This is a genomic window from Nocardia sp. CDC519, from assembly GCF_059509835.1.
The window spans coordinates 5244876-5267990 of record NZ_CM183377.1; the positions used below are offsets into that span (position 1 = coordinate 5244876).

A 23115-nucleotide genomic window follows, 5' to 3' on the forward strand; every position below is an offset into this window, starting at 1 on the left:
CGGTTATACCCCCTGGGTTGTGTTTCGGCCGCTGGCGGTTGTTACGTCGAACTGGCCGGTTACGGCGGCGGTGATGAGGGCCTGGCGGCGTTCGGAGAGCAGCGCGTTAGATCGTTCGATCGCGCGGGATGTCCGGTGCGCGACCTCGGCTCTACGGCTCAGTTCGCCAGCAACAGACCGCTGAATGTTACTCGGCACCAATGGAACTTCAATCGCCAGAATGTCCTCCGATCGGAGCTTGATCGTCTGGCCTGACTGTCCTCGGAGAAGTAGCTGTACCTGCCCGCGTACCGGCCGACTAGCGAGGGCTGCCGTCACAAACTGAGGATCCCAGCGATGATCGAGGCGCAAACGGTATAACAGATCGCTGAGAAGAAGCTTCCGCCCGCCTGTCGCAGCGAGGGCAGCAACGCCAACATGCGCAGGCGACCCGCTGCCTCGTGTCAGGAGAATGTCGCCGTCCCTAACTTCATATCTGAGAGATGGCGAAATCCCGGCGGGTAGGCGCTTATGCTCCTCTGGCCTAAACCTTCCGGTGCTCACTGCACTGGTCTTGAGGACCGCCCATTCATCAATCTGAGCCTCTGCGTCGTCACACTGTGGGCTCCAACCCTGCTCAATCGATGCCGACACCCTTCGCAATGCAATACGGCCAAACTCGACAAACAACGCCTCAACTACATTTGCCAAGTCGGACTCGATCCGTTCCTGTACGCAATGCTTCTGCCGGTCCCTGGCGACCTGGAGTCGGTCGATGCGAGAGGTTTCGGCGTCGAGGAAGTCGGCGATGCGGCGCTGCTCAATTAAATCTGGAATGAGGGGAGCCAGCCGCAGCACATCTTCGGGAGCAACCCGCTGATGACTACGAGTTACCGACTGCACTTGCGAATCGAGCTCCTGCCGTACGGTTTCAGATTGCAAATAGTAGGCGAGGTAATCTGGGCAAAGGCCTGCTTGTGCGCGCAGCCCGATAAATTCTGTCGACGATACCATGGGGTATTCTGATTTCCGCACATGGACAACACGACTCTTCCGCGGGTTGAGCTTGCTGATCAGCACTTCTCCACCGTCAAGCAGGAGCTTGACAGAGCGGATCCCGTCCGAATTCTCCAGCTGCCCAGTACCAATCGAATCAATCGCTGGGATGCTGTAGTGCACGACCTTCGGCCCAAGGTCCGAGGGTTCAACGACGCGACGCACTTCGTTAGCGATGGACCATAGCGGCTTTCGTTGCCAAGATCGGTTCATTTGGTCACCTCCCCCAACAACTCCTGAATCTCCGCCTCCAACGCCTTCAACTCCGAGTCGATCTCTTCCAACGGCCTTGGCGGCGTGTACACGTAGAAGTGGCGGGTGAACGGGATCTCGTACCCGATCTTGGTCTTGCTGTGGTCGATCCACGCATCCGGCACGTGCGGGAGCACTTCGCGGGCGAGGTAGTCGTTGACGTCTTCTTCCAGCGGAACGTTCTCGTAATCCCGCAGTTCGGTGTCGGGTTCGGGGGAACCTTTGACGAGCTGGACCTCCCCTTCGGGATCGCGCACGCAGAGAGCGTCACGGAAGGCCTTGGCGAATGGGGCGCCAGTGGGCCAGGGTTCGCCGGCGCCCGCTACCGCGTCCTTGAGGGCGGTGATAGCGTCCGCCTTGGTTTTCCAGGTGGAGCCGACAAGGGGGCGGAGCAGATCACTGAAGACAGCGGTGTCGGCATACTGTTTGCGGACGGGAGCCGAGGCGGCGAGTTGGTCGAGAGCTTCCTCGGTGAGTTCGAAACGCACGCGCAGCGGGCGTTCGACGGTGATGCGCTGGTAGCCGAAATCACTGTTGGCGAAGACCTTCACCTTGCTGTGCAGGGGGTGGTCTGGGTCGGCGGCCACGTCGAGGGCGTCGCGGTAGAGGCGCGTGATCTCGGCGATCTGGTCTTTGCCGACGAGTTTGCGCTTATCGCCCAGGGATTTCCGCATCTTCTGCCAGTAATCGCGCGCATCCAGCAGCACCACCTTGCCTTGATGCTCGGGTGATTTGCGGTTGGTGAGGATCCAGAAGTAGGTGGAGATGCCAGTGTTGTAGAACAGCTGATCCGGCAGCGCGACGATCGCCTCGAGCCAGTCGTTTTCGATGATCCACCGGCGGATATTGGATTCGCCGGATTCGGCGGCGCCGGTGAACAGCGGCGAACCATTGAAGACGATGGCGATGCGGCTGCCGCCGCCATCGGGGCCGACGGGCTTCATCTTCGAGATCATGTGTTGCAGGAACAGCAGAGACCCGTCATTGATCCGGGGCAGGCCGGCACCGAAGCGGCCCGCATCGCCGAGGGTCTTGTGCTCCCATTCGACGGCGTCCTTGACCTTCTTCCACTCCACCCCGAACGGCGGATTGGCGAGCAGATAATCGGCGCGCAGATGCTTGTGCCCGTCGTCGCTGAACGAATTGCCGAAGACGATGTTATCGGGGTCCTGATCCTTGATCATCAGATCCGACCGGCAGATGGCCCACGATTCGGGGTTCAGCTCCTGGCCGTAAACCTCCACCCGCGCATGCGGATTCAGTTCCTTGATGTGTTCCTCGGCCGCGCTGAGCATGCCACCGGTACCGCAGGCGGGGTCGAGCACCTTGCGGGTGACACCGGGCGTACCCACCAGATCGATATCCGGTGCGATCAGCAGGTTCACCATGAGCTCGATGACCTCGCGCGGCGTGAAGTGCTCACCGGCGGTTTCATTCGACTGTTCCGCGAATCGCCGGATCAGCTCCTCGAACACATAACCCATATTGTGGTTGGACACCAACGCGGGACGCAGGTCCAGATCGGCGAACTTGCCAATCACCTGATACAGCAGACCGGCACCGTCGAGACGCTTGATCTGCTGCGCGAACTCGTACTTCTCCAGCACTTCCCGCGCGTTGTCGGAGAACCCGCCGACGTAGTTGGTCATGTTCTTCGCCACCTGCCCCGGATCGGACAGGATCGACTTCAAAGTCAGCGGCGTGACGTTGTAGAAGCGAACCCCCGACGCCTTCTTCAGGAACGGATCCAGGTCAAGGTCGCTACCCTTGCGCGCCTCCACCACCGCGAGCACCTTCTCCCGCGTCGGCTCCAGCACACACTCCAGCCTCCGCAGCACGGTGAACGGCAGGATCACCTTGCCGTAGTCGGACTGCTTGTAATCCCCACGCAGCAGATCAGCGACCGACCATGCGTGATTGGCCAGTTCGGTGTGCTTGTTGGTGTTCACTTCCTACCTTTCCGAGATGTCGGTTCCGCGGCGGCGGAGTGGTCGTGCGGTTCGAGCGCGCCGACGGTGAGGCCGGCGGTGACGAGTTCGGTCAGTCTGCCCGCGGTGTCGTCGGCGCGGCGGGCGGCTGTGCGTAAACGATGTAGCTGACGGAAGGCGGCACCGTAGCGCTGTTGCTGCTCGAGCGGCAGCAGCGGGATGCGCAGGCGGCTGGGGATCACGCGGATCGTGGTCGCGCCGACCATGGCCGCGGTGTTGTCGGGTCCGGTGGCGAATCCGGCGAGGAACCACGGGTCGACGCGGGTCGGGTCCGGGCGCAGCAGGAAGACACTCGGCCCGAGCACGGCGCCCGCGTCTGCGGTACCCGCGACCCTGGCGCCGAGCCGGCCATCGCGGGTGGCGCGCAATTGCGGGATCACCACATCGCCCGGTTCGATCACCACCACCGAACCGGCCCAGTCCGTATCGACCACTGCTGACGGGGCGGCACCGGTGGCCAGATCGCGGCCGGTGAGCACCGGCCTGCCGAGATCGGCTTCGGCCACCGGCTCGGCGTCCTCACGCGACCGGTAGGCGAGCACCCGCAGTGCGCCGCCCTTGTCGAGATCGGCAACGGTCGCGGTACGCCACGGCTTCTCTTCGGCAGCGGAGAGTTCGGGCAGCTCATCGAACGCACCACGCAGCGCCGAGATCTCACCCGACAGTTCGAGCACGGTGGATTCGACGGCATCCACCGTCCGGCCGGCGTCGACCGCGGCACGGACGTACCGCCCGGGAGTCAGGTCGACGTCTTCGTCGAGCACGTCCATCACACGCACCACAGCCGCTACATCGGCGGCAGCGGCGGATCTGATATCACCGCGATCGAAGGCGCGCCACGCCTCGAGGGTGGTGTCGGACAGATCCCGCCACGCGCTCGGATGCCCCACCGCGGCACCGCGCCCGGACACATCGATGAACAGCACGTCATCGGCACCGGAGCCGTCCGGGCCACGCAACACCCACAGTTGCAACCCCAGCTGCCGTGGCGGCGCAGCACCCGCCGGTAGTCCGATGACCGCGCGAAGCGCGCCCTGACGCAGCAGCTCACCCCGAATGCGGCGGCCCGTAGGGCGTGAGGCGACGGCGGGCGGCAGCAGCAGCACACCGGTCCCACCTGGCCGCAGGTGCGCCAAAGCGTGCTGCACCCATGCCAGCTCCGATTCCCCACGTGGTGGCACGCCGTACTTCCAGCGCGGGTCCAGAGCCAGCTCATCGGCACCCCAATCACGCTGCTGATAGGGCGGATTGCACAACACAGCGTCTACTTCGACTCCGGGGAACGCATCGCCGGTAAGGCTGTCGCCGGTGCGAACGGCGCTCTCGGTGTCCGGGGCGTTCACCAACAACAAGATCGCGGCTCGCTGCGCCTGGACGGGCAGTATGTCCTGGCCGAAGCAGGCGCGGGCCCCGGCGCGGGATGCCGCGACCAGCAGGCTGCCGCTCCCGCAGGCCGGATCCAGCACCCGGTCCATGGATGCCCCCGCCGAGGGACGGGCGAGCTCGGCCATGAGGTCGCCGACCCCGTCCGGAGTGAGGTAGACACCCGTCGTCGGGGCTTCCTCCAATCCGCGCTCGGCCAGCGCCTCCACCGTCTGCGCCACACCCGCATCGGCCACCGCCGCACGGATCGCCCGTACTACCTCGGAATCGGTGTTCCCGCGTGTCGAGGCGCCGGCTCTTGCCGTGGCAGCGAGCTCGTCCATGAGCCAGGGGATGTCCGACGGCGCGACCTGCGCGCGCAGCAGAGTGCGCAGTTCCCGAAGGGGTGACTCCGCGGACTCCACGCCGTGCTCACGCAACCAATCCCGGACATCACCGAGGTCGAACACCGGCCGCGATTCGCTACCGCCCGCGGGAGGCGGGAAGTCGGGGTGCCGCCGGCGCCAGTTGCTGACGGTCGCTCGGGTGACACCGGCCAGCCGGGATATCTCCGCGGCGGTGACCAGTGGGGCGGTCTCTGACATACGCCTCCTCTCGTGTGTGGATAGCTTTGCCTATCGTCACGTTAAAGTCAATCACGAAACTAATGATTGACAATGTTTTCACAGTCTGCGTATTGTTGCGTTGCGTCAGCGGGGACAGTCCGGTTTGTCACACCGTTCAGCCCGATCAGCTTGTGTCACAGGAGGTTTGCCATGCGTCATCACCGCGATCAGCTCACCGATCGTGCACACGGCCGGGGCGCACGGCGCCGGCTCACCACGCGCGGCCACCGGCCCCTGCGCCTGCGGCACGGAGACGACCTGCGCGATCTGCCTCCGCTACCGCGCCGATCCCGATGCGAGACGACCGGCAAGATCCGCTACTTCGACCCCGAGACCGCGGAGCTGGCGCTGGCCGGAATCGATCACCGCGATCCCCGGCGGCGCGAACGGCGCACCTATCGCTGCCACCACTGCGCTGGATGGCACCTGACCAGCCAGCCACTCGACAACAGCCATATCCCTACCGCCGGCGCGACGCCGGCGGACTGACCCAGGAGAACCCGTGTTCACTCGACTCACCGCCACCGCCCTCACCGCTTCCGCCGCAGCCGCCCTCGTCGCCGGTCTCGGCGCCGGCACCGCCTAGGCCGAAACGCATATCCGCCACTACTCCGGCTACGACGCCGAATGGGCGTGCAACGCCGATAAGGCTGCCCTGGGGAGCGTCCCCGGATCTGTGGTGTTGTGCGATCGGCTCAACGGCGGCCGGTACCGGCTCTCCGTCGTACCCCATGCCGAGATTCCGCTGCACATGCTGACGCTGATGGCGCCCGGCAGCTTCGACGGTCTCTCATGATCCGCTGACACGTCCCTGACGGCAAGCCGCCGCCAGACCGCCGACCGCAAACCCAGGATGGTTCGCGGTCCGATCACCACTGCCCAGATGAGGCAACCTTGCGCGCCGACCATCACCGGTCCGGGCGCGAAACCTTCTGACCGAAACCCTTTCCACTAGAATAGATTCGAGGTTCGCCATGCGCACACTCGCGCATTCCTTCGCCCTCCTGACCATCACCGCCGCCCTCGTCACGGGCGGCGCACAGGCTGCCACCGCCGCGCCCATCGACTCCGGCTCCGCCAGCGGTAGCGCCGGCTCCGGCAGCTCCGGCCCGCAGCGCAGCGCGGCCGACCGGCAGTTCCTGCGCGAAAGCTACTACGACGACGAGAGCTACAACGTCCAGGACGCCGCCATCGGCCTCGCGCACAGCCAGTGCGGATACCTGGACGCGTACGGAAATTCGGCGACCAACCGCATCTACCTGGCCGAAAGCTCCAGGGACGCCGTCGAATACCCCTACATCTTCCTGCATGCCGCGATCGACGCGTACTGCCCCTGGCACCGCATCTGACAGCTCGCCCGCTTCCCTGAACCACCGTCACCACGCGCCGGCAAACCCGCCGGGGCACACCCTCCCCAGGAGTCTCGATGACCTACCAGACCGGCCCCCAGCCCTACCCGCACCCGTTCCAGCCGCCGCAGCCGCCCAAGCGCAAGATGCCTGTCTGGCCGTGGATTCTGATCGGCGCCGTCATCCTGCTGTGCGGCGGATGTTTCGGAATCGTCGGCATCGCGGCGAACAACTCGTCCGATAGCGACGCGACCTTCACCACCGCCGCGAGCCCGGAACCGGGCAAACCCGCCGAAGCGAAGTCGGACACCGCACCCGCCGGCGCCTCGGTCCGCGACGGCAAGTTCGAATTCACCGTCACCGCAGTGGATCCTCCGGTATCGACCGTCGGCGACAACCCTTACATGCGAAAGACCGCACAGGGCGAATACATCCTCGTACACGTCACCGTGACGAACATCGGTGACCGGCCGCAAACCTACTTCAGCAGCAACCAGAAGCTGTTCGACGATCAGGGCCGCCGGTACGAGAACGACACCATGGCCGAAATCAACGTCAACGACCACCTCTCCACGCCGATCAACCCGGGCAATTCGGTCGAGGTCACCATCGTCTTCGACGTTCCTGTCGGGACAGTGCCCGCATCGCTCGAGCTGCACGATTCGATGTTCTCGGGTGGGGCGAAAGTCGCACTGCGATGACTCCGGATGGCCTGCCAGGCCACCCCCGCCTCGGGTAGCCCAGCTCCGACTGCAGACGGTTGTGCTCGTCGCTGAAGCCGCGGGCACACGGGTTGCCGGGTTGTCGCCAGAATCTTGTCGACAGCACGATTCAACTGTTTCGCCATATATATCACCCGGTCTATGCCACGGATGCCCTCGAAGTTGCCGCGAGCGGAATCTGTCTCGACGTTTGCCGAGACCACACACTCGGCTGGGAGATCCCGGTTAGGATCGGGGCGGCTCACGATTGACGCCTCTCTGGCCTCCAGCACGTCGAGGCCTTCTCACACGATCAGGGGGATCGTTGATGCAAGAACTGTCATCTGTCACCAGTACATCCGATTCGTCCACCCGACGTCTCACCGATCTCGTCGCCGCGGCGCTGGCAGCCGACACCACAGTGCCCGCCACGGTCGCAGAGACTGTCCTCGCGTCTTTCCCGGAGAGCGCCGGCCCCGCGACGAGCGGTACGGGTGACACGCTGGCCGGGATGTTCGTCCGATCGATCACGGTCAGCGGCTTTCGGGGGATCGGGCCACAAGCCCGGCTCCCCATTCAGCCCTCACTCGGCCTGACTCTCGTGGTAGGCCGAAATGGGTGTGGCAAGTCCAGTTTCGCGGAGGCTGCCGAGTTCGCGATCACCGGCGATAACAAGCGCTGGGCGAATAAATCCAAGATCTGGAAAGACGGCTGGCGCAACCTGCACGAAGGCACGACACCGTACATCGCTGTCGAGTTGCAGACCGAATGCCCGGACAACCCGCTGACCATCAGCGGAAGCTGGGGCCCAGGCACCGCCCTGGAGGCTGGTCAATGGATATCCCAGCGCAAGGCGGGTGATGCGGGCCCGCTGGACCGTTCGCGACTCGCGCAACCTCTCGAACTGTATCGCCCGTTCCTTTCCTACAGTGAGCTGGGATCTCTCATCGACGGGACACCGAGCAGCATGTACGACGCGCTGCACAGCCTGCTCGGCCTGGACGACCTCACGACCGCGTTGGCGACCTTGCAACGCAGACGCCTCGATCTCGACAAAGCGATCAAGGAAACCAAGCGCGGCAAGGAAACTCTGCTCGCGGAACTCTCGATCCTCGAGGACGAGCGCGCGCGAACGGTCGAACAACAGCTGCAGGCGCGCCAGGTCGATCTCGAGGCGCTCTCGCGTGTTGTGCTCGGGGCCGAGGAATCGTCGGGAGCGGGTGCATCGCTGTCAGCGGTAACCGCCGTCGAGCTGCCATCGGAAGAAACCGTCGAAGCTGCTCTCACCCGGCTCACCGCCGCGACCACCCACCTCCTCGGCGTCGCGACTGCCGATGCCGAAACAAGCTCGCGGATGCTCGACATCCTCATACTCGCATCCGAATTCGCCGAGGATGCCGACTGCCGGTGCCCGGTGTGCGGTGAGGGCGAACTCGACGAGCAGTGGCGGGACTCCACACGGCAGACGATCTCCGACATCCGCGCTCGCAGGATAGAGCTCGCCGAGGCGAAGAAGGAACACGAGGAGGCGTTAGCTCACGTCCGCGAGCTGATCCGACCGCTTCCCGCGCCCCTGTCGAACTGCCCGATAGACTCGACGGCCGCTGTCCTCGCGTGGCGGGAGTGGGCCGAGCTCGAGGGCAGCGAGCCCACCTCGCTGCCCTCCCGAATGCCCGCCCGCCATCGGCGGGCGCGTGCCGAGTTGGCCGCGCTACAGGCGCGCGCGCGGACCGAACTGGCCAGACTCGATGACGTCTGGGCACCGCTGGCCCGGCAGATCGCTGCCTGGGTCGAGATGGCGACGGCCTGTGCCGGCGCCCCTGACGAGCTGAGAACAGTCAAAGCCGCGGAGAGCTGGCTCAAGAACGCGGCCGGGACCCTGCGCAATGAGCGCATGCGGCCGCTGACCGAGCTCTCACAGCGGGTCTGGACAACACTGCGACAGCAGAGCAATGTTGAGCTCGGCGACGTGGTACTGGAGGGGACGGCGCAGACTCGGCGAGTCAATCTCGACGTCACCGTCGACGGCGTTGCCGGCGCGGCGCTGGGGGTCATGAGCCAGGGTGAACTGCACGCGCTCGGACTGTCGTTGTTCCTGCCGCGGGCCACCGCTGAGCAAAGCCCATTCCGGTTCCTCATGATCGATGACCCCGTGCAATCGATGGACCCCGCGAAGGTCGACGGCTTGGCGCGGGTGCTCGCCGACGTCGCCCGCACAAGGCAGGTCATCGTCTTCACTCACGACTTGCGCCTTCCAGAAGCCGTGCGGCGCTTGCAGATTCCCGCGACAGTACTCGACGTGCAGCGGCGGGAACGATCCGTTGTCGAAGTTCGGGTGTCGATCGACCCGGTTCGGCGTTACATCGACGACGCTCGCGCGCTGAGTCTCACCCGCAACCTTCCCCGCGCGGAGGCCGACGAGATGATCGCACTGTGCTGCCGGCTCGCGATCGAATCAGCAGCCACCACCAAGGTCAGACGTGTCCTCGGCGAGCACGGATTCCGCCAATCCGACATCACCGAGCAGCTCGACAGGGCCGAGCGCACCGTACAGAAGCTGGCACTGGCGGTGTTCTATGACCGGACCAGGGAATCCGAGGTGCTCACTCACCTCGACAAAGAACTGGCACCCTGGGCGTCCGAAGTTGTCCGGACCTGCAATAGCGGCGCCCACGGCAGCACTCGGGACGAACTCGGTGATCTCGTCAACCGCGCGGAGAGGATCGCCAAGTGGATCAATCGCTGACTGCCGTCCATTCTCGTCTGCATACCGCGGACATACTCATCACCGACGCGGGTTCCGACGTCGGCGGGATGTGGCCGCGAGCCGCGGCCTGGATGCTGCGGATCGCGATCGAACAGGCCATCCTCGAGTTGTGGCGGGCCGTGTCGCCGCAGATGGAGCGTGTGACCGTGCGGGCACAGCTGCTGGTCCTGCCCAAATACATCGGCGAGGAAGCCGCAGCCGAAGCCCGTCTGCTGTGGTCGGAGCTGTCGGCGACAGCTCACCACAACGATTTCGAACTGGCACCGGCGGTTCATGAACTACGCCGCTGGCAGGAAGCCGCGCACCGTGTGGCCGATGCTGTCGATACGGCCATAGCAGCCCGCAAGGTGCAATAGACGACGCACGCAACCCACGGAACTGGGGCTCCGGGTCGGCGCCGGCCCGCGCGAGACCTATGGCACACGGGCTCCGACGGCCTACCCTGCCGGCTGGCACCCCGACCCGCAGCGCGTCGCCAGTTGGCCGTGGTGGAGCGGGAAGGCGTGGACCGACTACACCGGTTGACACCTGGCGCCTCGCCGTCGCCACCGGCGATCCATCCCGGACGTCGACATTGGTCCACGCCGGGATAGCCCGCCGATCACCGCGTCGCCATAGCCTCCAGCCGCCCGTCCAGCAGCCCATCCGACAGCGCGGCGTGCAGCCCTTTCATGGCCGACATCATGCCGCCGAGGTCTTCGATGGTGTCGTTCAGTTCCCGCAGCAGGGTTGCGATGCGTTGTTGTTCCTCGATCGGCGGGACGGCGATCTCGATGCGGCCGAGCGCTTGGCTGCCGATCGAGGGAATCGACCTCACGGCCGCCTGCTTCTCCACCCTCGCCGAGGACCACACCAGGTACTCGAAGAGGTATGCCGGATCTACCTTTTCGGAGTCTGGCCGTAGGCGCGTGACGTTCGGGTTCAGCAGCCACCCACGCTCTTCCGCGGTCACCAGGGCGTAATGGCCGACCGTCCCGGTCCGGACGCACACGATGTCGTTCTCGGCGGTCCGGTATGGCTCGAGTTTGGCCGGCACCGGGCCGGTTTTACCGAGGTCGGATTTCTTGAAGCGCCGCGTGCCGATGTTTTTCGGCCTGATCACCGTGACTGTTCCCGAGTCGGTGATCCTCATCAGCGGACCGTAGCTTCCCGATGGTCCCGGCTGGATCGTGCATACCTCGGATAGTGGTCGCCGCTGCCAGCCCGCCGGCAGGCCACTGCCTTCCAGGGCAAGTTTGCCGAACCGGAGTCGCGACCACTTCCCCAGGTCGATGCTCGCCAGGCGCTCAGCGATCTCTTCCTGGTGCTCTTCTGCCCGCGACCGGTACGTCTCGGCCTCCGAGGGTGCGGAGATCAGGTATTCCTCCGGTATCAGCGAATAGTCCGCGGCCGCTACGGCTTCAGCGGAGACAAGCACCGCACGCCCGCCGGAGGGGAGGTCCGCCACACCCTTCCCGGCAATGGATTGCGGATCGCGGACCAGTTCGGCGATCCGCTCACCATGATCGAGCTGGGGCAGCGCACCGGTGTGCCGACGGGTGATCATCGGCAGTGCGTCGACGAACAGGATCACAACTGAAAATGGAGGAAGCTCCGACACCGTGTTGGTGCGGATCGCGGGGAAAGGTTGTTGAGCCGCGGAATATCGCCGATGCAAAGAGTTCCGGTCCCGGAACACGAAACCGACCCTGGCCGCGATACTGATCCAGTGGGCGTGGTCTCGCTCACTGGACCACTCGGCTGGGCCGTCCGGGAGTCCGACACCGACTAGCAGCACCGTGTCTGCGCCGCAGGAGCCCCGTGCGTGCACTGTCGGACGGCAGCCCACGGGCCGCTTACTCTTCGCCTGCATCTCCTGAACAGCTCGCCGACGCAAACGGACCACTCGATGCCTGCTCCGATATAACCTTTTTCTCCGATCAAGATTCGGCAGGTGATCTCTCCGCCGTCAGCGTTGTTCGTGGCGGTCATGGAGACATACTTGCCGAGGCCGTCGATCGTCACGTCCGTACTCCCCGGGATGCCGTAACGAGCTCGATTCACGCCGAAGCGATGAGTTCGGCCGCTGCGCGGAGTCTGCCTATGTGACACCCCGTGCACCGGAAGGCGAGCATCCTCACCTCGGAGGAGATGGAGGCCAGATGAGCAATCCGATTCGGCTGTATATGACGATGTCGCTCGACGGCTATATCGCCGGTCCGGACGATCGTCCGGGCCAGGAGCTCGGGCGGGGTGGGGGACGGCTCTTCAATTGGCTCGACGACCGGGAGTCCGAGGGGCCCAGCGGGCTGGTTTATCGCGAGGCGATGGAGACCGGTGCGGTGATTTCCGGGCGTCGGACCTTCGAACTCGCGGGACGTTGGCAAGGGGATCATCACGATGGTGTGCCGATCTTCGTCCTCACCCATCATGTCGATGACGGGGACGTGCCGCCCGGGCATGCGCGGTTCGTCACCGACGTCGACGAATGTGCTCGTCAGGCGCGCGCGGCCGCTGGGGGCCGGGCGGTGATGGTCCATGGGGCGGGTGCGGCCCAGGCGCTGCTGCGGGCCGGGCAGATCGACGAGATGGAGATCCATCTGGTTCCGGTTCTCCTCGGGGGCGGCCGGAGGCTGTTCGATCAACTAGGTGACCGCGTCGAACTCGAACTCGTCCGGCGGCTCGAGGACCGCGACGTCACGCACCTCCGCTATCGGGTGCGCCGATCCGAGGAGGGCGAGTGAAAACGCTCTTCGTCGCCTTTCGCGTCACCGACCTGGATCGCTCGCTCGATTTCTACACCGCGCTCGGCTACGTCGAGCTCGGCCGGGTCGATAGTGGCGGCGGGACTCTCCTCGCGCTACTCCAGTTCCCCGGCGAGCCGGCTGCCTCGCTCGAACTGGTCCACCGCCCCGCCGATGGACGCGTCGACGTGGGCAGCGGTGTCGATCACCTCGCGATCCAGGTGGACACACTTGCCGGCACTCTGGAGCGGCTGACCCGCGTCGGCCTGGAGCCAGGGCCCATCGAGTACCCGGGTGGGCCTGACGGCCCGAAGACGTCGTGGCTCACCGACCCCGATGGCTACCGGATCGAGCTGGTGGAGTGGCCGCCCGGCCACCACGGCGGGATAACGTCCGCCGACTTCTCCTGAACGGTGCGGTGGGCGGGCCATGCGCTCGGTCATCGCGAGACCAGGTGCCGTCCTCGAGCGGACCGCGTTGTGTGTGCCGCTGAGCCTTCCGCTTCCGGGCGGACGGCACGCGACACACCACGCACTCGTTCCACACGCACCCCCGCGCGGATCCGGTCATACTCCCCCTTCCCCTCGTCCCGCATCATGAACCCATGTCGGAATTGAAATGGGACGACGTCAAGAACTTCTTCGACCCCGCTGTCATGGGCGCACTGCCGGACGTCTACGTGCACGACACGACCGTCGAGGACTGGCAGGCCGTGTTCGATCTGGTTCGGTCCAGTGGGTGGGAGTGGGAGTTTCGGGAGGGGGACGAGGTCAGGGCGTTGCCTTCGGCTGCCGAGGTGTTGGGGCGGGGCGACGATGACGAGGTGGTGAGTCTGCGGGTTCGGGTGGCGCCGGAGTTGGAGGCGATATTTCGGCCGTGGGATGAGACGCAGGTGGAGTTCGATGTCGACTTGCGGGAGTTGCAGGGGCAGGTGGGGGTCGATGTGTTGTGCGGGTTCCTGGGCGCTGTCGGGCGGCTGTTGGGGAAGAAAGTGGTGATGGAGGCCGAGGGGGATTTCGGGCATCCGGTGCTCGGGTATTCGCCCGAACAGGATCGGGTGGTGGTGCTGGCGGAGCCGGAGAGCTGAGCGGTTGGGCCACCAGGCAGGTGATTGCGGACCTACACTGGGCGGGTGTTTGTTCGACGGCTGATCGCAGCGTCCATGTTCGCCACTCTGACCGCGTTCGGCGCGGGTGCCTGCACCATGCAGGGTGATGGATACAAGAGCGAGTGCAAGGTCGAGGGCTGCGTCATCACCTTCGAGCGCGGAGTCGACGCCGAGGCGAACGTGCTCGGGCTGAAGGTCAAGGTGGTCTCGGTGGAGGGGAACATGGTCACCCTCTCGGTCGGCGGGCAGGAAGTGTCTGTGCCGGTCGGTGAATCGGGGTCCGCCGAGGGCAACACGGTGACGGTGCGTGAGGTGACCGACAGCCAGGTGGTGGTCGAGATTTCCTCCGGGTTGCAGCCCGGCGGCTGATGCGACGGCGAGCGCTACGCCGAATCGTTTCCGCTCATGCCTGCCTGGTTGGCGAGCATCGGCGAGAAGGCCGGGATCATGCCGATCGTGTCATCCCCGGCGCGACCGGTGTCCCCATGGGGCTTCCGAAGACGCTCCAACGGGTGGCCGAGTCAGTGGCGGCGGCTCGTCAGCTCTACCCCGAGGCGCCGCGACCGGTCTCCCCGGACCCCTACACCCTCGATTCCGTACGGTCGGTGATCCCGTTCACGGTGACCCGTGAACACCCCGCCTGGGCAGGAATCCGCTCGGCCGAAGCGGCTTTGGCCGGCCAGATCTACGGGCAGCAACATCAGGCGCTGCAAGCCGACCTCGAGGCCGGACTTGTCGACGACCTGGTAGCGAAGCTGTTGCATATGCGCGTGCCCAACGGCATGGCATCGACGGTCGCACCGTGGACCGATACCGTGCCCATGCTGCCCCCCGGGCCCACAATGTGTCGCTGACCAACGTCGACACCGGGGGCACGTTCGTGGCGCCCTGGGACGTGCTCGCACGCGAAGTCCCACTCGAACCGGTGGCAGGCCTTTACCCGGAGGCGTTACTAGGTCGAATTCCATCCTGGCGCAGAGACAATGGCGCGCCTGACTGCGGCATCCGCAGCAAGGCTGGCCTGATCGCACTCGACCCGACATGAGAGAATCAACGGCGTTTCACAAGTGAATGGAGCAAGATGAGAATCGCCGCTGTTCTCGGTACGTCCGCTGTTGCTGTCGGGCTGGCCCTGTCGGTTCCGGTGCAGGCTTCGGCGCAGCCGGGGTCCGGATGCCACGAATCCTACGATCCGTGTGTGCCGATCACGTCCGATGTGGACTGTGCCGGTGGGAGTGGGAACGGGCCGGAGTACACCGGGCGGGTGCGGGTGATCGGGCCGGACGAGTACGACCTCGACCGCGACGGGAATGGGATCGGCTGCGAGAACAGCTGATTCCGGTCGCCGGGATCCGGGCGGGCTGCCCGGATCCCGCAGAATTCACCCCTCCGTCGCATTCCGGCTCACCTGATCTGGCACCGTCGGCACGCATGAGCGTCTGTCATCGCATCGTCGCCCTCTGCGCCGGACTGCTCAGCGTGAGCCTGCTTGCCGGATGCACCTCCGAGCCGCCTACGCCCGAAACGGCCCCACTCGTCTCGACGGACGATCTGCCCGAGGCCAAGCCCGGCGAGGTGCATCTGTTCGGATTCAATGACCTGCACGGGCATCTGCAACCGCCGGAAGGTTCGAATGGGCAGATCGCCGGGCACGAGGCGGGTGGGGCCGCCTACCTGGCGACGCATCTGGCGCGGCTGCGCACGGCCTACCCGGAGAGCGCAGTGCTGCTGGCCGGTGACAACTTCGGTGCCAGTCCGTTGGTGTCGTCGCTGTTCCACGACGAGCCGACGGTGCAGTATCTGAATGCGCTGCTACCTGCGGCGTCGGCCGTCGGGAACCATGAACTCGATGACGGTGTGCTGGAGCTGGCCCGGATGCAGCAGGGTGGGTGCGCGCTCGACGGGTGCTCGCCCGGAGCGCCGTTCACGGGGGCGGAGTTTTCCTACCTCGCGGCGAATATGACGAACAGCGAGGGGAAGCTGCCGCCCGGGCTTCGGCCGTGGACGATGATCGAGGCGGGTGGGCACAAGATCGGTGTGATCGGTGTCGTGACACCAGAAACCGCGCAGATCGTTTTCCCGGAGGGCATTCGCGGATACAGCTTCAGCGATCCGGCAGACGCGATCAACCGGCACGTACCGGACATGCTCAGCGCGGGCGCCGAGGTCATCGTCGGGTTGGTGCACGACGGCGGGAAACAGCAGGTGCCCGACGCCGACTACAACGGATGCGCGAACATCACACCGAACGTGCCCGAGCTGGCCCGGCGCACCGATCCGGCGGTGCGCGTGCTGTTCACCGCCCACAGTCATCAGTCCTATGTGTGCGAATTCGACGGCAAGATCGTGACGCAGGCGGCCTCGTATGGTCGGCTGATCACCGACGTCACGCTGCGCTTCGGTAACGGTGGCGTGGACGTTCGGGCCGTCAACCGGGTGGTGACCCGGGACGTAGCGCCGGATCCGGCCACGGTCGAGCTGATCGACTTCCTCGCCGCCGAAGCCGCGCCGAGGGCCGAGCGGGTGGTGGGAACCGCGGCCGAACCCTTGCCGAAATCGGCTGCACCGGGCGCGGAATCGCCGTTGGGCGATGTGATCGCCGATGCCATGCTCGACACGACGGCCGGACCCGCGCAGGCGGTGGCGGCGTTCATGAATCCGGGTGGGGTGCGCGCCGATATCGGGGCGGGTCCGATTACGTTCGGCAGCATCTACCAGTCGCAGCCGTTCGGCAATCAGGTGGTGACCGTCAGCCTGACCGGTCGTCAGATCGTCGAGCTGCTCGAACAACAGTGGAGCAAGCCGGATAAGCCGATCGTCCTGTCGGTGGCGGGCATCTCCTACGCCTATGACGATGCGGCGCCGATGGGCAACAAGGTCGATAGAAGCAGCATCCGAATCGGCGGAGAGCCGGTGAACGAGGTTGCGGTGTATCGGGTGACGACGAACAACTTCCTCGCCTCCGGTGGTGATGGGTTCAGTGTGTTCACCCGCGGGACCGATCTGACCGTTGGGCCGATGGATCTCGATGCGCTGGAGGCTTACCTGAGCGCACGCGGACCGGTCGCACCTCCGGCTGTCCGAGTGGAGCAGCGCTGATCTTGGTTGCTGCCCACCCGCACGGGCCGCCCACGAAGACCACGTCGACGCCAGCGCGATCACCAGGCACGACCGCGACCGAATGGACCAGCACAGATGATGCCGGTCGCGGCTCGAACCGCGTCCGATCAGGCGATGCCCTCGTTCACACTGGCACCCCAGCGGACGAGCTTCAGCCGCCCTTGATCCTGAATCCACTGGGAAACTGAAGCATTCGGCACCGGCGGCAGTTCCTCGGGCAGCTCCGACCCCGGACCTGCGAAGATGCGACGCAGCGCGGCGATGGTCGCATCGTGGGCGACGATCAGGATGTGGGCTCGGGCGGCGGGGCGTTCGAGGTCGTTGATGAGATCGCGCACCCGCAGGGTGACGTCGGCGAGCGATTCGCCACCTGGCGGCCGGTAGAACCAATCCCCCAGGCGCGCTCGGCGTTCGGCTTCTTCGGGAGCGTCGCGCCGAATCGCGGCGGGTGACCACAGCTCCAGCGCGCCCATTTCGCGGTCCCGCAGGCGTTCGTCGACCACTACGACCGGATCGTCGCCGCAGCCGTGCGCGGCCTGCTCCATCGCCGCCCACGTGTGTCGCGTGCGCAGATATGGCGAGCAGAGAACAATCCGGGGACGGTCGCCGCCGAGCCGGGACCACCACACGCCGAGTGCCGCAGCCTGCTGCCGGCCCAGCGCGGACAGTTCGATGGTCCGATCCGGGACGCGAGGGCGGGTGTCGGCGTCGGGACGTTCGGCGGCGGCGTTCACGGTGCTCTGGCCGTGTCTGATCGCCCAGACACCGGCGATCTCGGTCGGCCGGGGAAGCGGGTAGGCGATCGCTTCATCCACCGTGTCAGTCTGTCAGATGCGCAACCCATAGATAGTCGCGTGGACGACTCACCGCCACCAATCGCTGGCGGGCGAGCAGTTCCGCGCGGTCGCGGGCGCCGCCGGTGAGGTGGGCGGTATCGAATGGCTTGTCCGCGATGTGGAAGACGGCGGCGAAATCCATGCCCTTGGCCCGATAGACGGTGCCGACCTTGATGCAGTCGAGTTGCGTGCCGTCGTATTCTTCGAGCGAAAGCACCGGGAAGTTGGCCTGTTCCAGGACTTCTTGGAAGTGCGCCGCATCCTTTCTGGTGTTGACGATGACGGCGATATCGGTGACGGCCAGACCCGAGTCCTTGATCGCGCGGACCAGCACCGTGTCGATATCGGCGCGGCCGACGAAACGCTCGCTGGCATCGCCGCCGGGCAGCACCGAGTCGCTGTCACGCAGCACGAATCCGCGACCACCGTCCAGATCGTCGACACTGTTTCCTGCCTCGATCTGCTGGGTGTAGCGCAGGATCGCTTCGCGGTTGCGATAGTTCCGCCGCAGTATGCGCCCGCGCCCCAGCAGTGGAATTCCGGCATCGGAGATGCGCCAGCCACCCGCATAGACCTGCTGCTGCCCGTCGCCGACCATGAGCAGGTTCGCGTCCGGGCCACCGCCGGCGATCTGGTGGACCAGGCGCAGCTGCATCAAGGTGAAATCCTGGACCTCGTCGACGACGACCATCGCGTAATCTTCGGTGCCGTCCAACGGCCTGGCCCGCAATTCATCGATCGCCTTGCGGATGATGTCGTTGAAATCGTCGGCGCCACGATTGGCCATGCGTGCCTGATACGGGCGATACAGGTGCTCCCACACGTAGTCTCGACGGCTGCCGTGGAGTTGAATGCCGTCGCGGCCGGTGCGTTTGATCGCTTTGTACGCATCGCGAGTCTCCAGGCCACGGCCTTTGATCGTGCGATCCAGCTCGTCTTGCCAATACTGGTAATCGGTGCCCTCGATCCGGCCCAGCACCTCGCGCGCCCGGCTCCAGGCGCGGGCGAAGGCATCTTCTCTGATGGTGGAGTCGAGGTAGTAGGGGACTTCGCGGCGTTTCAAGAACTCGATCGTCCACGCGTGCAGGCCGATGAACTTTGCCCGGCCGCGCGCGTGCGGGGCCAGATGAGCAAAGCTCTGCTCGTGATAGGCGGGCAGTGTCTTGACGAAGCTGGTGAACAGCAGCCGGCCAGGATTGTGTTTGGCGAAATGCGCCATCCGATGCAGCGCGACGACCGATTTCCCGGTGCCCGCCGGGCCGCTGAATCGGGCCGGGCCGGTGAAATTCGCGTGCACCAGGGCGAGCTGTTCCGGGTCGAGGAACGTCATCCACTCGCGGAAAGGGCGGGTCAACCCGTTCGCCCTCGCATCCTCTGCCAGCGACGATTCGCCGAACAGACCGTCGGATGCCACCGCGTCGGCAGCGGGCGCGGATTCGGTGGAAATGCGTTGATACCAGGTCAATCGGTCCGACACCGTCAAGGCGATGTCGCGGGCACGGCGCTTCGACAGCTTGGTCTCGCCCGCGATGAGTGTTTCGCGAATGGTCGATTCATCGACCGCGAGAAACTGATCGTGCGGTTCCACCCGAGCCGCCGAGGTCATCAGCAGCATGATGTCGAGCATGTGCGGGACGAACTGTTCACGCCCGAACAGCAGGCCCGCGAAGGCCTCCTCGGCATGTTTGCGGACCCGGGCCAGGTAAGCGCGCGAGGGCACGACATCGGTGAACACCAAGGCGTACACACCCGTACGGCCGATCGCGAACCCTGATGCTCGCCCCTCGTTGTCGCCGGCGCGATCGACCAATAGATGCCAATCGCGTTCGGACAACGGAACCGAAAGAAACCGCCGCTGCGCCGCCGTGAGCCGCGGCAGATCAGCGAGTTCGCGCTCGACCCACCGGCGCCTGCGCTCACGAGCAATGTCGGTCATGAGTGATCCCCTGCTTTCGGATGATGTTTGCATCCGAGGAGGAAGTTTACCGGAACATTGTTGCTTCAACAGTGAATTCTGCTCGTTGCCAACATAATTGGTGAATGTTCTTGCAGATGTCGTTGCATTTGCTTCGCACGGTTCGCCAGCCGGATCAGTGCGTGATCCACGCGAGTCGGCGACTGCGCCGGTGTCGGCACACCGGCTGATGGTCCGGCGCCGCGCACCTCCCGACACCGCACCGGCAGCCCGCTGGCCACCCGCCGTCCGCAGCCGCAGATCAACAAGGCGATTCCGCACCCGGCAGCACGCTCGACACGACACGCCGTCGACTTCCGAAAACGCCGTTCCGACAGGGCGTGTGCGACGGATCCCGGGCGAAACCTGGCGCACGGAATTCCACGAATGCCATGCTGCTCACAGCCGATCGCGATCCGGCGATCATCTGCGAGGGGGATATCGATGGATGAGTTCCGCATCGAACTGCTGCCTATTCCCATGTACGAACCTCCGTCGCGGCCGTACACGCCGCGCGGTTCGCGGAATCCGCTACCGGAAGGCCATGAGGCCGTGCCGTGCCGGAGTCGCTTACGCCCTCGGACGGCGCAGGCCCCCCATCGAGAACCCGCAGGAATCCGCCGGGCGGCGTGCTCGGTGGCGAGGTCGAATCACGGCGGTGAGGCGTTGGAACAGGCACGGCTGGCCGCCGAACGATCGCTGCGGGTGGCACTGGAAGTACTCGACCATCGACGGCCCGTCTCGCAACTGTCGGGCATTGCCGATGAACGCACGGTCGCGGCGGTCGGCACCTTGGTGCGGGCCGACCTCGTGCCGAGCAGGGAACTCGGCGCCGCCGTCCTGGCGGGGCTACATGTGGAGATGGTCGACGAGCAGACGGCGGAGATCTGCGCCCGCTATCTGCGCGGTTCGCGCCGGCTTGCGCTAGCGGCACGGATCGAGCGATCGGGTACCCGAGATTGGCACCTGACCGCGCTGCGGTTGAGCTGACCACGCCGGGCGCGGATCGGTCCCGCGGACGGCGGCGGGCATGGCATCGAAGGGCGTGGTGATCATGGCGTCGCCGGCACCGCAGCGGCGCGGGAATCGTACGGTCGAGCCGCTCCGTGGATTGGTTACGTTCTGGTCTCCGGCATCGAAACCCGCACGGCCGCAAGGGATCAACCGTACCGTTGATTGCTGGAAGTCGAGCAGCAAGGGGGTCGCGATGACCAACAGCGATTCGAGACGGACCAGGGTGTATCAGACCCTTCGGCAGATTCCGGACCTCACCCCGCGGCATCGGAACTTCTTGAGCGTGCCGTTGATCGACGACGCCTGGCATGTGCTCCTACACCGAGACTTGCCCCATCATCCGGCGAACGAGGCTGCCGCGATCGTGGTCGGCAGCCGCGGCGTGCACCTGCTGATCTTCGTCGAGCCAGGACGGCGGTTCCACCGCACCGACGACATCGCCCGCACGGCACGGCCGTTCGTCGCGGGGCTGCACAATGATCGGCATTACCTCGTCGCACAACGCATGCGCACGATCCTGCTGTTGCCCGACGGCGTCGCGGTAGCGGGTTCCGGACGCGACATTCCGACGCGGCCTGCCGACTTCGCCGCGACCTTGTCGCGGCTGGACAGGGATTTCAGCCCAGCACGAGCGCGGGCGATCGCGGACGAAATCGAGTCAAGGGCGGCGTCGAACTACCGGCGGATACGCATCGAAGCACCAGAGCCGAATCCCACCGAATCGGCACTGCTCGACCGCTCGGAGCTGGTGGCGCAACAGCGGGCGCGCGCCGCCAACCGCCCACTCGACGAGTGGACGACCTTTCGCGACCCGGAACTGATCGATCTGATCAATCGGACGTTCGGCGGCCCGGCACGGATCAGTGGTCCGGCGGGCACCGGGAAAACGGTGGTAGCGCTGCATCGGATGGCCCGCCATCTTCGGCACAACAGCGGGCCGGTGCTGTACACAACCTTCGTCACCACCCTTGCGGCTTGTCAGCGCACATATTTTCGACGCCTCGCGCCCGTGGTTCGCGATCGGGCCGAATTCGCCGGACTGCACGCATGGGCGAGACAGCTGATAGACAACCGCGGCGGCCATATCGAGATCGAGCCCACTCGGACCGATGACGCCTTCCAGCAAGCCTGGCGCCACGCCGGGACGACCCTCGCCGCCATCGATGCCCGCGCCGATTACTGGCGAACCGAAATCGATCGGGTCATCAAGGGTCGCGGCATCCCGGACCTCCCGCACTACTGGGAACACGACCGCACCGGACGCAGCGGCCCCGATCTGAATCGCGACCAACGCGAACTCGTCTGGAACGAGCTCTATCTCCCGTACTGCGACATCCTGCGTCGACAGCGGCTCGGCGACTTCAACGACATGATCACCCTTGCGCTCGAGATGCTGACCGAGAAGCCGTACGAGAAGCCCTACGGGATGGTCGTCGTCGACGAGATCCAGGACATCACCCTCAACGGGCTCCGCCTGGCCCACGCCATCGCCGGCGGCGGTGCGGACGCACCACTGCTACTCGTCGGCGACGGCCAGCAACAGGTGTACGAGGGCGGCTGCCGACCGGCCGATGCCGGTATCGACGTGCGCGGACGCACGGCGGTGCTCCGGGTGAACTACCGCAACAGAGAAGCGGTCTACCGCCGGGCCGTGACGGTCAACGCGGTGAACGCCCTCGGCCGGTTCGACGGGTTGCCCGGATGCGCACTCAACGAGGCGCGCTTCGTGCTACCCGGCGGCGCGACCGTCGACTGGCAGGGCTCGGTCGATGAGCTCGACGCCGCCCTGCTCGCCGCCATCCGTCGACGCTCGGCCCCGCTCGGTGAACTCGCCGTCATCACGACGACCCGCCAACTAGCCGCCACGGTTGTCGACGGATTGCGGAAGGCAGGCATCGGCGCGACCGCGCTGGAGGACTACCGCGGCGAGCGCACGGACAAGATCAAAGTGGGCACCGTTCACCGGGCGAAGGGCCTCGAGTTCAGGGGAATCTTCTACGTCACCGAACCACCCCGGCCGTTGACACCCGGTTCCCCGGGAGCCGATCGGCAACGGGCCGAGCTCTGGGACCGCCAGACAATGGTCGCCATCACCCGGGCGCGTGACTTCGCCTGGGTCGGGTTCCTCGCTCGCACGCCGGACCGGCGCGACCACGGCTGGGATCGGGTGAACCGTGCGACGACGATCGGCTAGAGGTGCACGCGACCTCGGGCGATTCCGCTTCCGAACTGTTCGTCGAACCGTGGACGCGAGTACCTCGGCGGTGGGAAGCTCGATAT

The 23115-nt window shown here is 65.7% G+C and carries 20 protein-coding genes; 14 read left to right on the forward strand and 6 right to left on the reverse strand.

What is annotated here, in order from left to right; translation table 11 throughout:
* Window positions 1–3: 3 nt before the first annotated feature.
* The 3 genes from AC5W7N_RS23650 to AC5W7N_RS23660 are packed head-to-tail and all read right to left on the reverse strand — an operon-like array spanning window position 4 to window position 5242.
* A complete protein-coding gene (locus AC5W7N_RS23650; protein ID WP_495922180.1) occupies window positions 4–1248 on the reverse strand; it encodes a restriction endonuclease subunit S domain-containing protein in 1245 nt (414 codons plus the stop codon).
* A complete protein-coding gene (locus AC5W7N_RS23655; RefSeq protein ID WP_495922181.1) occupies window positions 1245–3236 on the reverse strand; it encodes a type I restriction-modification system subunit M in 1992 nt (663 codons plus the stop codon). The genes AC5W7N_RS23650 and AC5W7N_RS23655 overlap by 4 nt, the downstream gene beginning before the upstream one ends.
* Window positions 3233–5242, reverse strand: coding sequence for an N-6 DNA methylase (locus tag AC5W7N_RS23660; RefSeq protein WP_495922182.1), 2010 nt, complete (start codon window positions 5240–5242; stop codon window positions 3233–3235). Before AC5W7N_RS23660 ends, AC5W7N_RS23655 begins: the two co-directional genes overlap by 4 nt.
* Before the next feature lie 171 nt (window positions 5243–5413).
* On the opposite strand from AC5W7N_RS23660, the gene AC5W7N_RS23665 reads away from it, so the two are divergent.
* The 5 genes from AC5W7N_RS23665 (at window position 5414) to AC5W7N_RS23685 (ending at window position 10436) form a co-directional block, all read left to right on the forward strand.
* On the forward strand, window positions 5414–5752 hold the full coding sequence (locus AC5W7N_RS23665; RefSeq protein ID WP_495922184.1) for a hypothetical protein: 339 nt from the start codon (window positions 5414–5416) through the stop codon (window positions 5750–5752).
* 485 nt (window positions 5753–6237) lie between these two features.
* On the forward strand, window positions 6238–6612 hold the full coding sequence (locus AC5W7N_RS23670; RefSeq protein WP_495922186.1) for a DUF732 domain-containing protein: 375 nt from the start codon (window positions 6238–6240) through the stop codon (window positions 6610–6612).
* 77 nt (window positions 6613–6689) lie between these two features.
* A complete protein-coding gene (locus AC5W7N_RS23675; protein ID WP_163815692.1) occupies window positions 6690–7313 on the forward strand; it encodes a DUF4352 domain-containing protein in 624 nt (207 codons plus the stop codon).
* Window positions 7314–7641: 328 nt separating this feature from the next.
* The gene (locus tag AC5W7N_RS23680) at window positions 7642–10059 is read left to right on the forward strand and encodes an ATP-binding protein (protein WP_495922188.1); all 2418 of its coding nucleotides are present in this window, start codon (window positions 7642–7644) and stop codon (window positions 10057–10059) included.
* Window positions 10044–10436, forward strand: coding sequence for a hypothetical protein (locus tag AC5W7N_RS23685; protein ID WP_495922190.1), 393 nt, complete (start codon window positions 10044–10046; stop codon window positions 10434–10436). The genes AC5W7N_RS23680 and AC5W7N_RS23685 overlap by 16 nt, the downstream gene beginning before the upstream one ends.
* A gap of 245 nt (window positions 10437–10681) precedes the next feature.
* Here the strand turns inward: AC5W7N_RS23685 and AC5W7N_RS23690 are convergent, their stop codons facing one another.
* The gene (locus AC5W7N_RS23690; protein WP_495922192.1) at window positions 10682–11653 is read right to left on the reverse strand and encodes a restriction endonuclease subunit S; all 972 of its coding nucleotides are present in this window, start codon (window positions 11651–11653) and stop codon (window positions 10682–10684) included.
* Window positions 11654–12221: 568 nt separating this feature from the next.
* On the opposite strand from AC5W7N_RS23690, the gene AC5W7N_RS23695 reads away from it, so the two are divergent.
* The 7 genes from AC5W7N_RS23695 to AC5W7N_RS23725 all read left to right on the forward strand — a co-directional run bounded on the left by AC5W7N_RS23695 (window position 12222) and on the right by AC5W7N_RS23725 (window position 17010).
* The gene (locus tag AC5W7N_RS23695) at window positions 12222–12803 is read left to right on the forward strand and encodes a dihydrofolate reductase family protein (RefSeq protein WP_194989745.1); all 582 of its coding nucleotides are present in this window, start codon (window positions 12222–12224) and stop codon (window positions 12801–12803) included.
* Window positions 12800–13213 (forward strand): VOC family protein, encoded by a 414-nt coding sequence (locus tag AC5W7N_RS23700; RefSeq protein ID WP_194989746.1) that lies wholly within the window; start codon window positions 12800–12802, stop codon window positions 13211–13213. Before AC5W7N_RS23695 ends, AC5W7N_RS23700 begins: the two co-directional genes overlap by 4 nt.
* Before the next feature lie 194 nt (window positions 13214–13407).
* Window positions 13408–13890 (forward strand): hypothetical protein, encoded by a 483-nt coding sequence (locus tag AC5W7N_RS23705; RefSeq protein ID WP_194989747.1) that lies wholly within the window; start codon window positions 13408–13410, stop codon window positions 13888–13890.
* Between the two features lie 45 nt (window positions 13891–13935).
* Window positions 13936–14280 (forward strand): LSm family protein, encoded by a 345-nt coding sequence (locus AC5W7N_RS23710; RefSeq protein ID WP_232052021.1) that lies wholly within the window; start codon window positions 13936–13938, stop codon window positions 14278–14280.
* Between the two features lie 143 nt (window positions 14281–14423).
* Complete coding sequence (locus tag AC5W7N_RS23715; protein ID WP_194989748.1) at window positions 14424–14765, forward strand: hypothetical protein; 342 nt, start codon at window positions 14424–14426, stop codon at window positions 14763–14765.
* A 344-nt stretch (window positions 14766–15109) separates the two neighbouring features.
* Entirely contained in the window at window positions 15110–15247 is a 138-nt protein-coding gene (locus AC5W7N_RS23720; protein WP_411156436.1) for a hypothetical protein, read from the forward strand.
* A 95-nt stretch (window positions 15248–15342) separates the two neighbouring features.
* Window positions 15343–17010: a bifunctional metallophosphatase/5'-nucleotidase gene (locus AC5W7N_RS23725; RefSeq protein WP_228806058.1), complete on the forward strand. Its 1668-nt coding sequence runs from the start codon at window positions 15343–15345 to the stop codon at window positions 17008–17010.
* 128 nt (window positions 17011–17138) lie between these two features.
* Here AC5W7N_RS23725 and AC5W7N_RS23730 read toward each other — a convergent pair whose 3' ends face one another.
* Both AC5W7N_RS23730 and AC5W7N_RS23735 read right to left on the reverse strand, forming a co-directional pair.
* Window positions 17139–17846 carry a histidine phosphatase family protein gene (locus AC5W7N_RS23730; protein WP_280499048.1) on the reverse strand — a complete coding sequence of 236 codons (708 nt, stop codon included), beginning with the start codon at window positions 17844–17846 and terminating at the stop codon, window positions 17139–17141.
* Window positions 17847–17850: 4 nt separating this feature from the next.
* Complete coding sequence (locus AC5W7N_RS23735) at window positions 17851–20196, reverse strand: UvrD-helicase domain-containing protein (RefSeq protein WP_324191398.1); 2346 nt, start codon at window positions 20194–20196, stop codon at window positions 17851–17853.
* A gap of 261 nt (window positions 20197–20457) precedes the next feature.
* Between AC5W7N_RS23735 and AC5W7N_RS23740 the strand changes: the two genes are divergently transcribed.
* Window positions 20458–20811, forward strand: coding sequence for an Rv3235 family protein (locus tag AC5W7N_RS23740; protein WP_195007264.1), 354 nt, complete (start codon window positions 20458–20460; stop codon window positions 20809–20811).
* 217 nt (window positions 20812–21028) lie between these two features.
* On the forward strand, window positions 21029–23029 hold the full coding sequence (locus AC5W7N_RS23745) for a UvrD-helicase domain-containing protein (RefSeq protein ID WP_195007263.1): 2001 nt from the start codon (window positions 21029–21031) through the stop codon (window positions 23027–23029).
* Window positions 23030–23115 lie beyond the last annotated feature (86 nt).

Excerpts from the sequence above, each read along its gene's own strand:
- AC5W7N_RS23650 (WP_495922180.1), bottom strand. The coding sequence starts at position 1,248 with ATGAACCGATCTTGGCAACGAAAGCCGCTATGGTCCATCGCTAACGAA.
- AC5W7N_RS23660 (WP_495922182.1), bottom strand. The coding sequence starts at position 5,242 with ATGTCAGAGACCGCCCCACTGGTCACCGCCGCGGAGATATCCCGGCTG.
- AC5W7N_RS23665 (WP_495922184.1), top strand. The coding sequence starts at position 5,414 with ATGCGTCATCACCGCGATCAGCTCACCGATCGTGCACACGGCCGGGGC.
- AC5W7N_RS23670 (WP_495922186.1), top strand. The coding sequence starts at position 6,238 with ATGCGCACACTCGCGCATTCCTTCGCCCTCCTGACCATCACCGCCGCC.
- AC5W7N_RS23675 (WP_163815692.1), top strand. The coding sequence starts at position 6,690 with ATGACCTACCAGACCGGCCCCCAGCCCTACCCGCACCCGTTCCAGCCG.
- AC5W7N_RS23680 (WP_495922188.1), top strand. The coding sequence starts at position 7,642 with ATGCAAGAACTGTCATCTGTCACCAGTACATCCGATTCGTCCACCCGA.
- AC5W7N_RS23695 (WP_194989745.1), top strand. The coding sequence starts at position 12,222 with ATGAGCAATCCGATTCGGCTGTATATGACGATGTCGCTCGACGGCTAT.
- AC5W7N_RS23705 (WP_194989747.1), top strand. The coding sequence starts at position 13,408 with ATGTCGGAATTGAAATGGGACGACGTCAAGAACTTCTTCGACCCCGCT.
- AC5W7N_RS23725 (WP_228806058.1), top strand. The coding sequence starts at position 15,343 with ATGAGCGTCTGTCATCGCATCGTCGCCCTCTGCGCCGGACTGCTCAGC.
- AC5W7N_RS23745 (WP_195007263.1), top strand. The coding sequence starts at position 21,029 with ATGACCAACAGCGATTCGAGACGGACCAGGGTGTATCAGACCCTTCGG.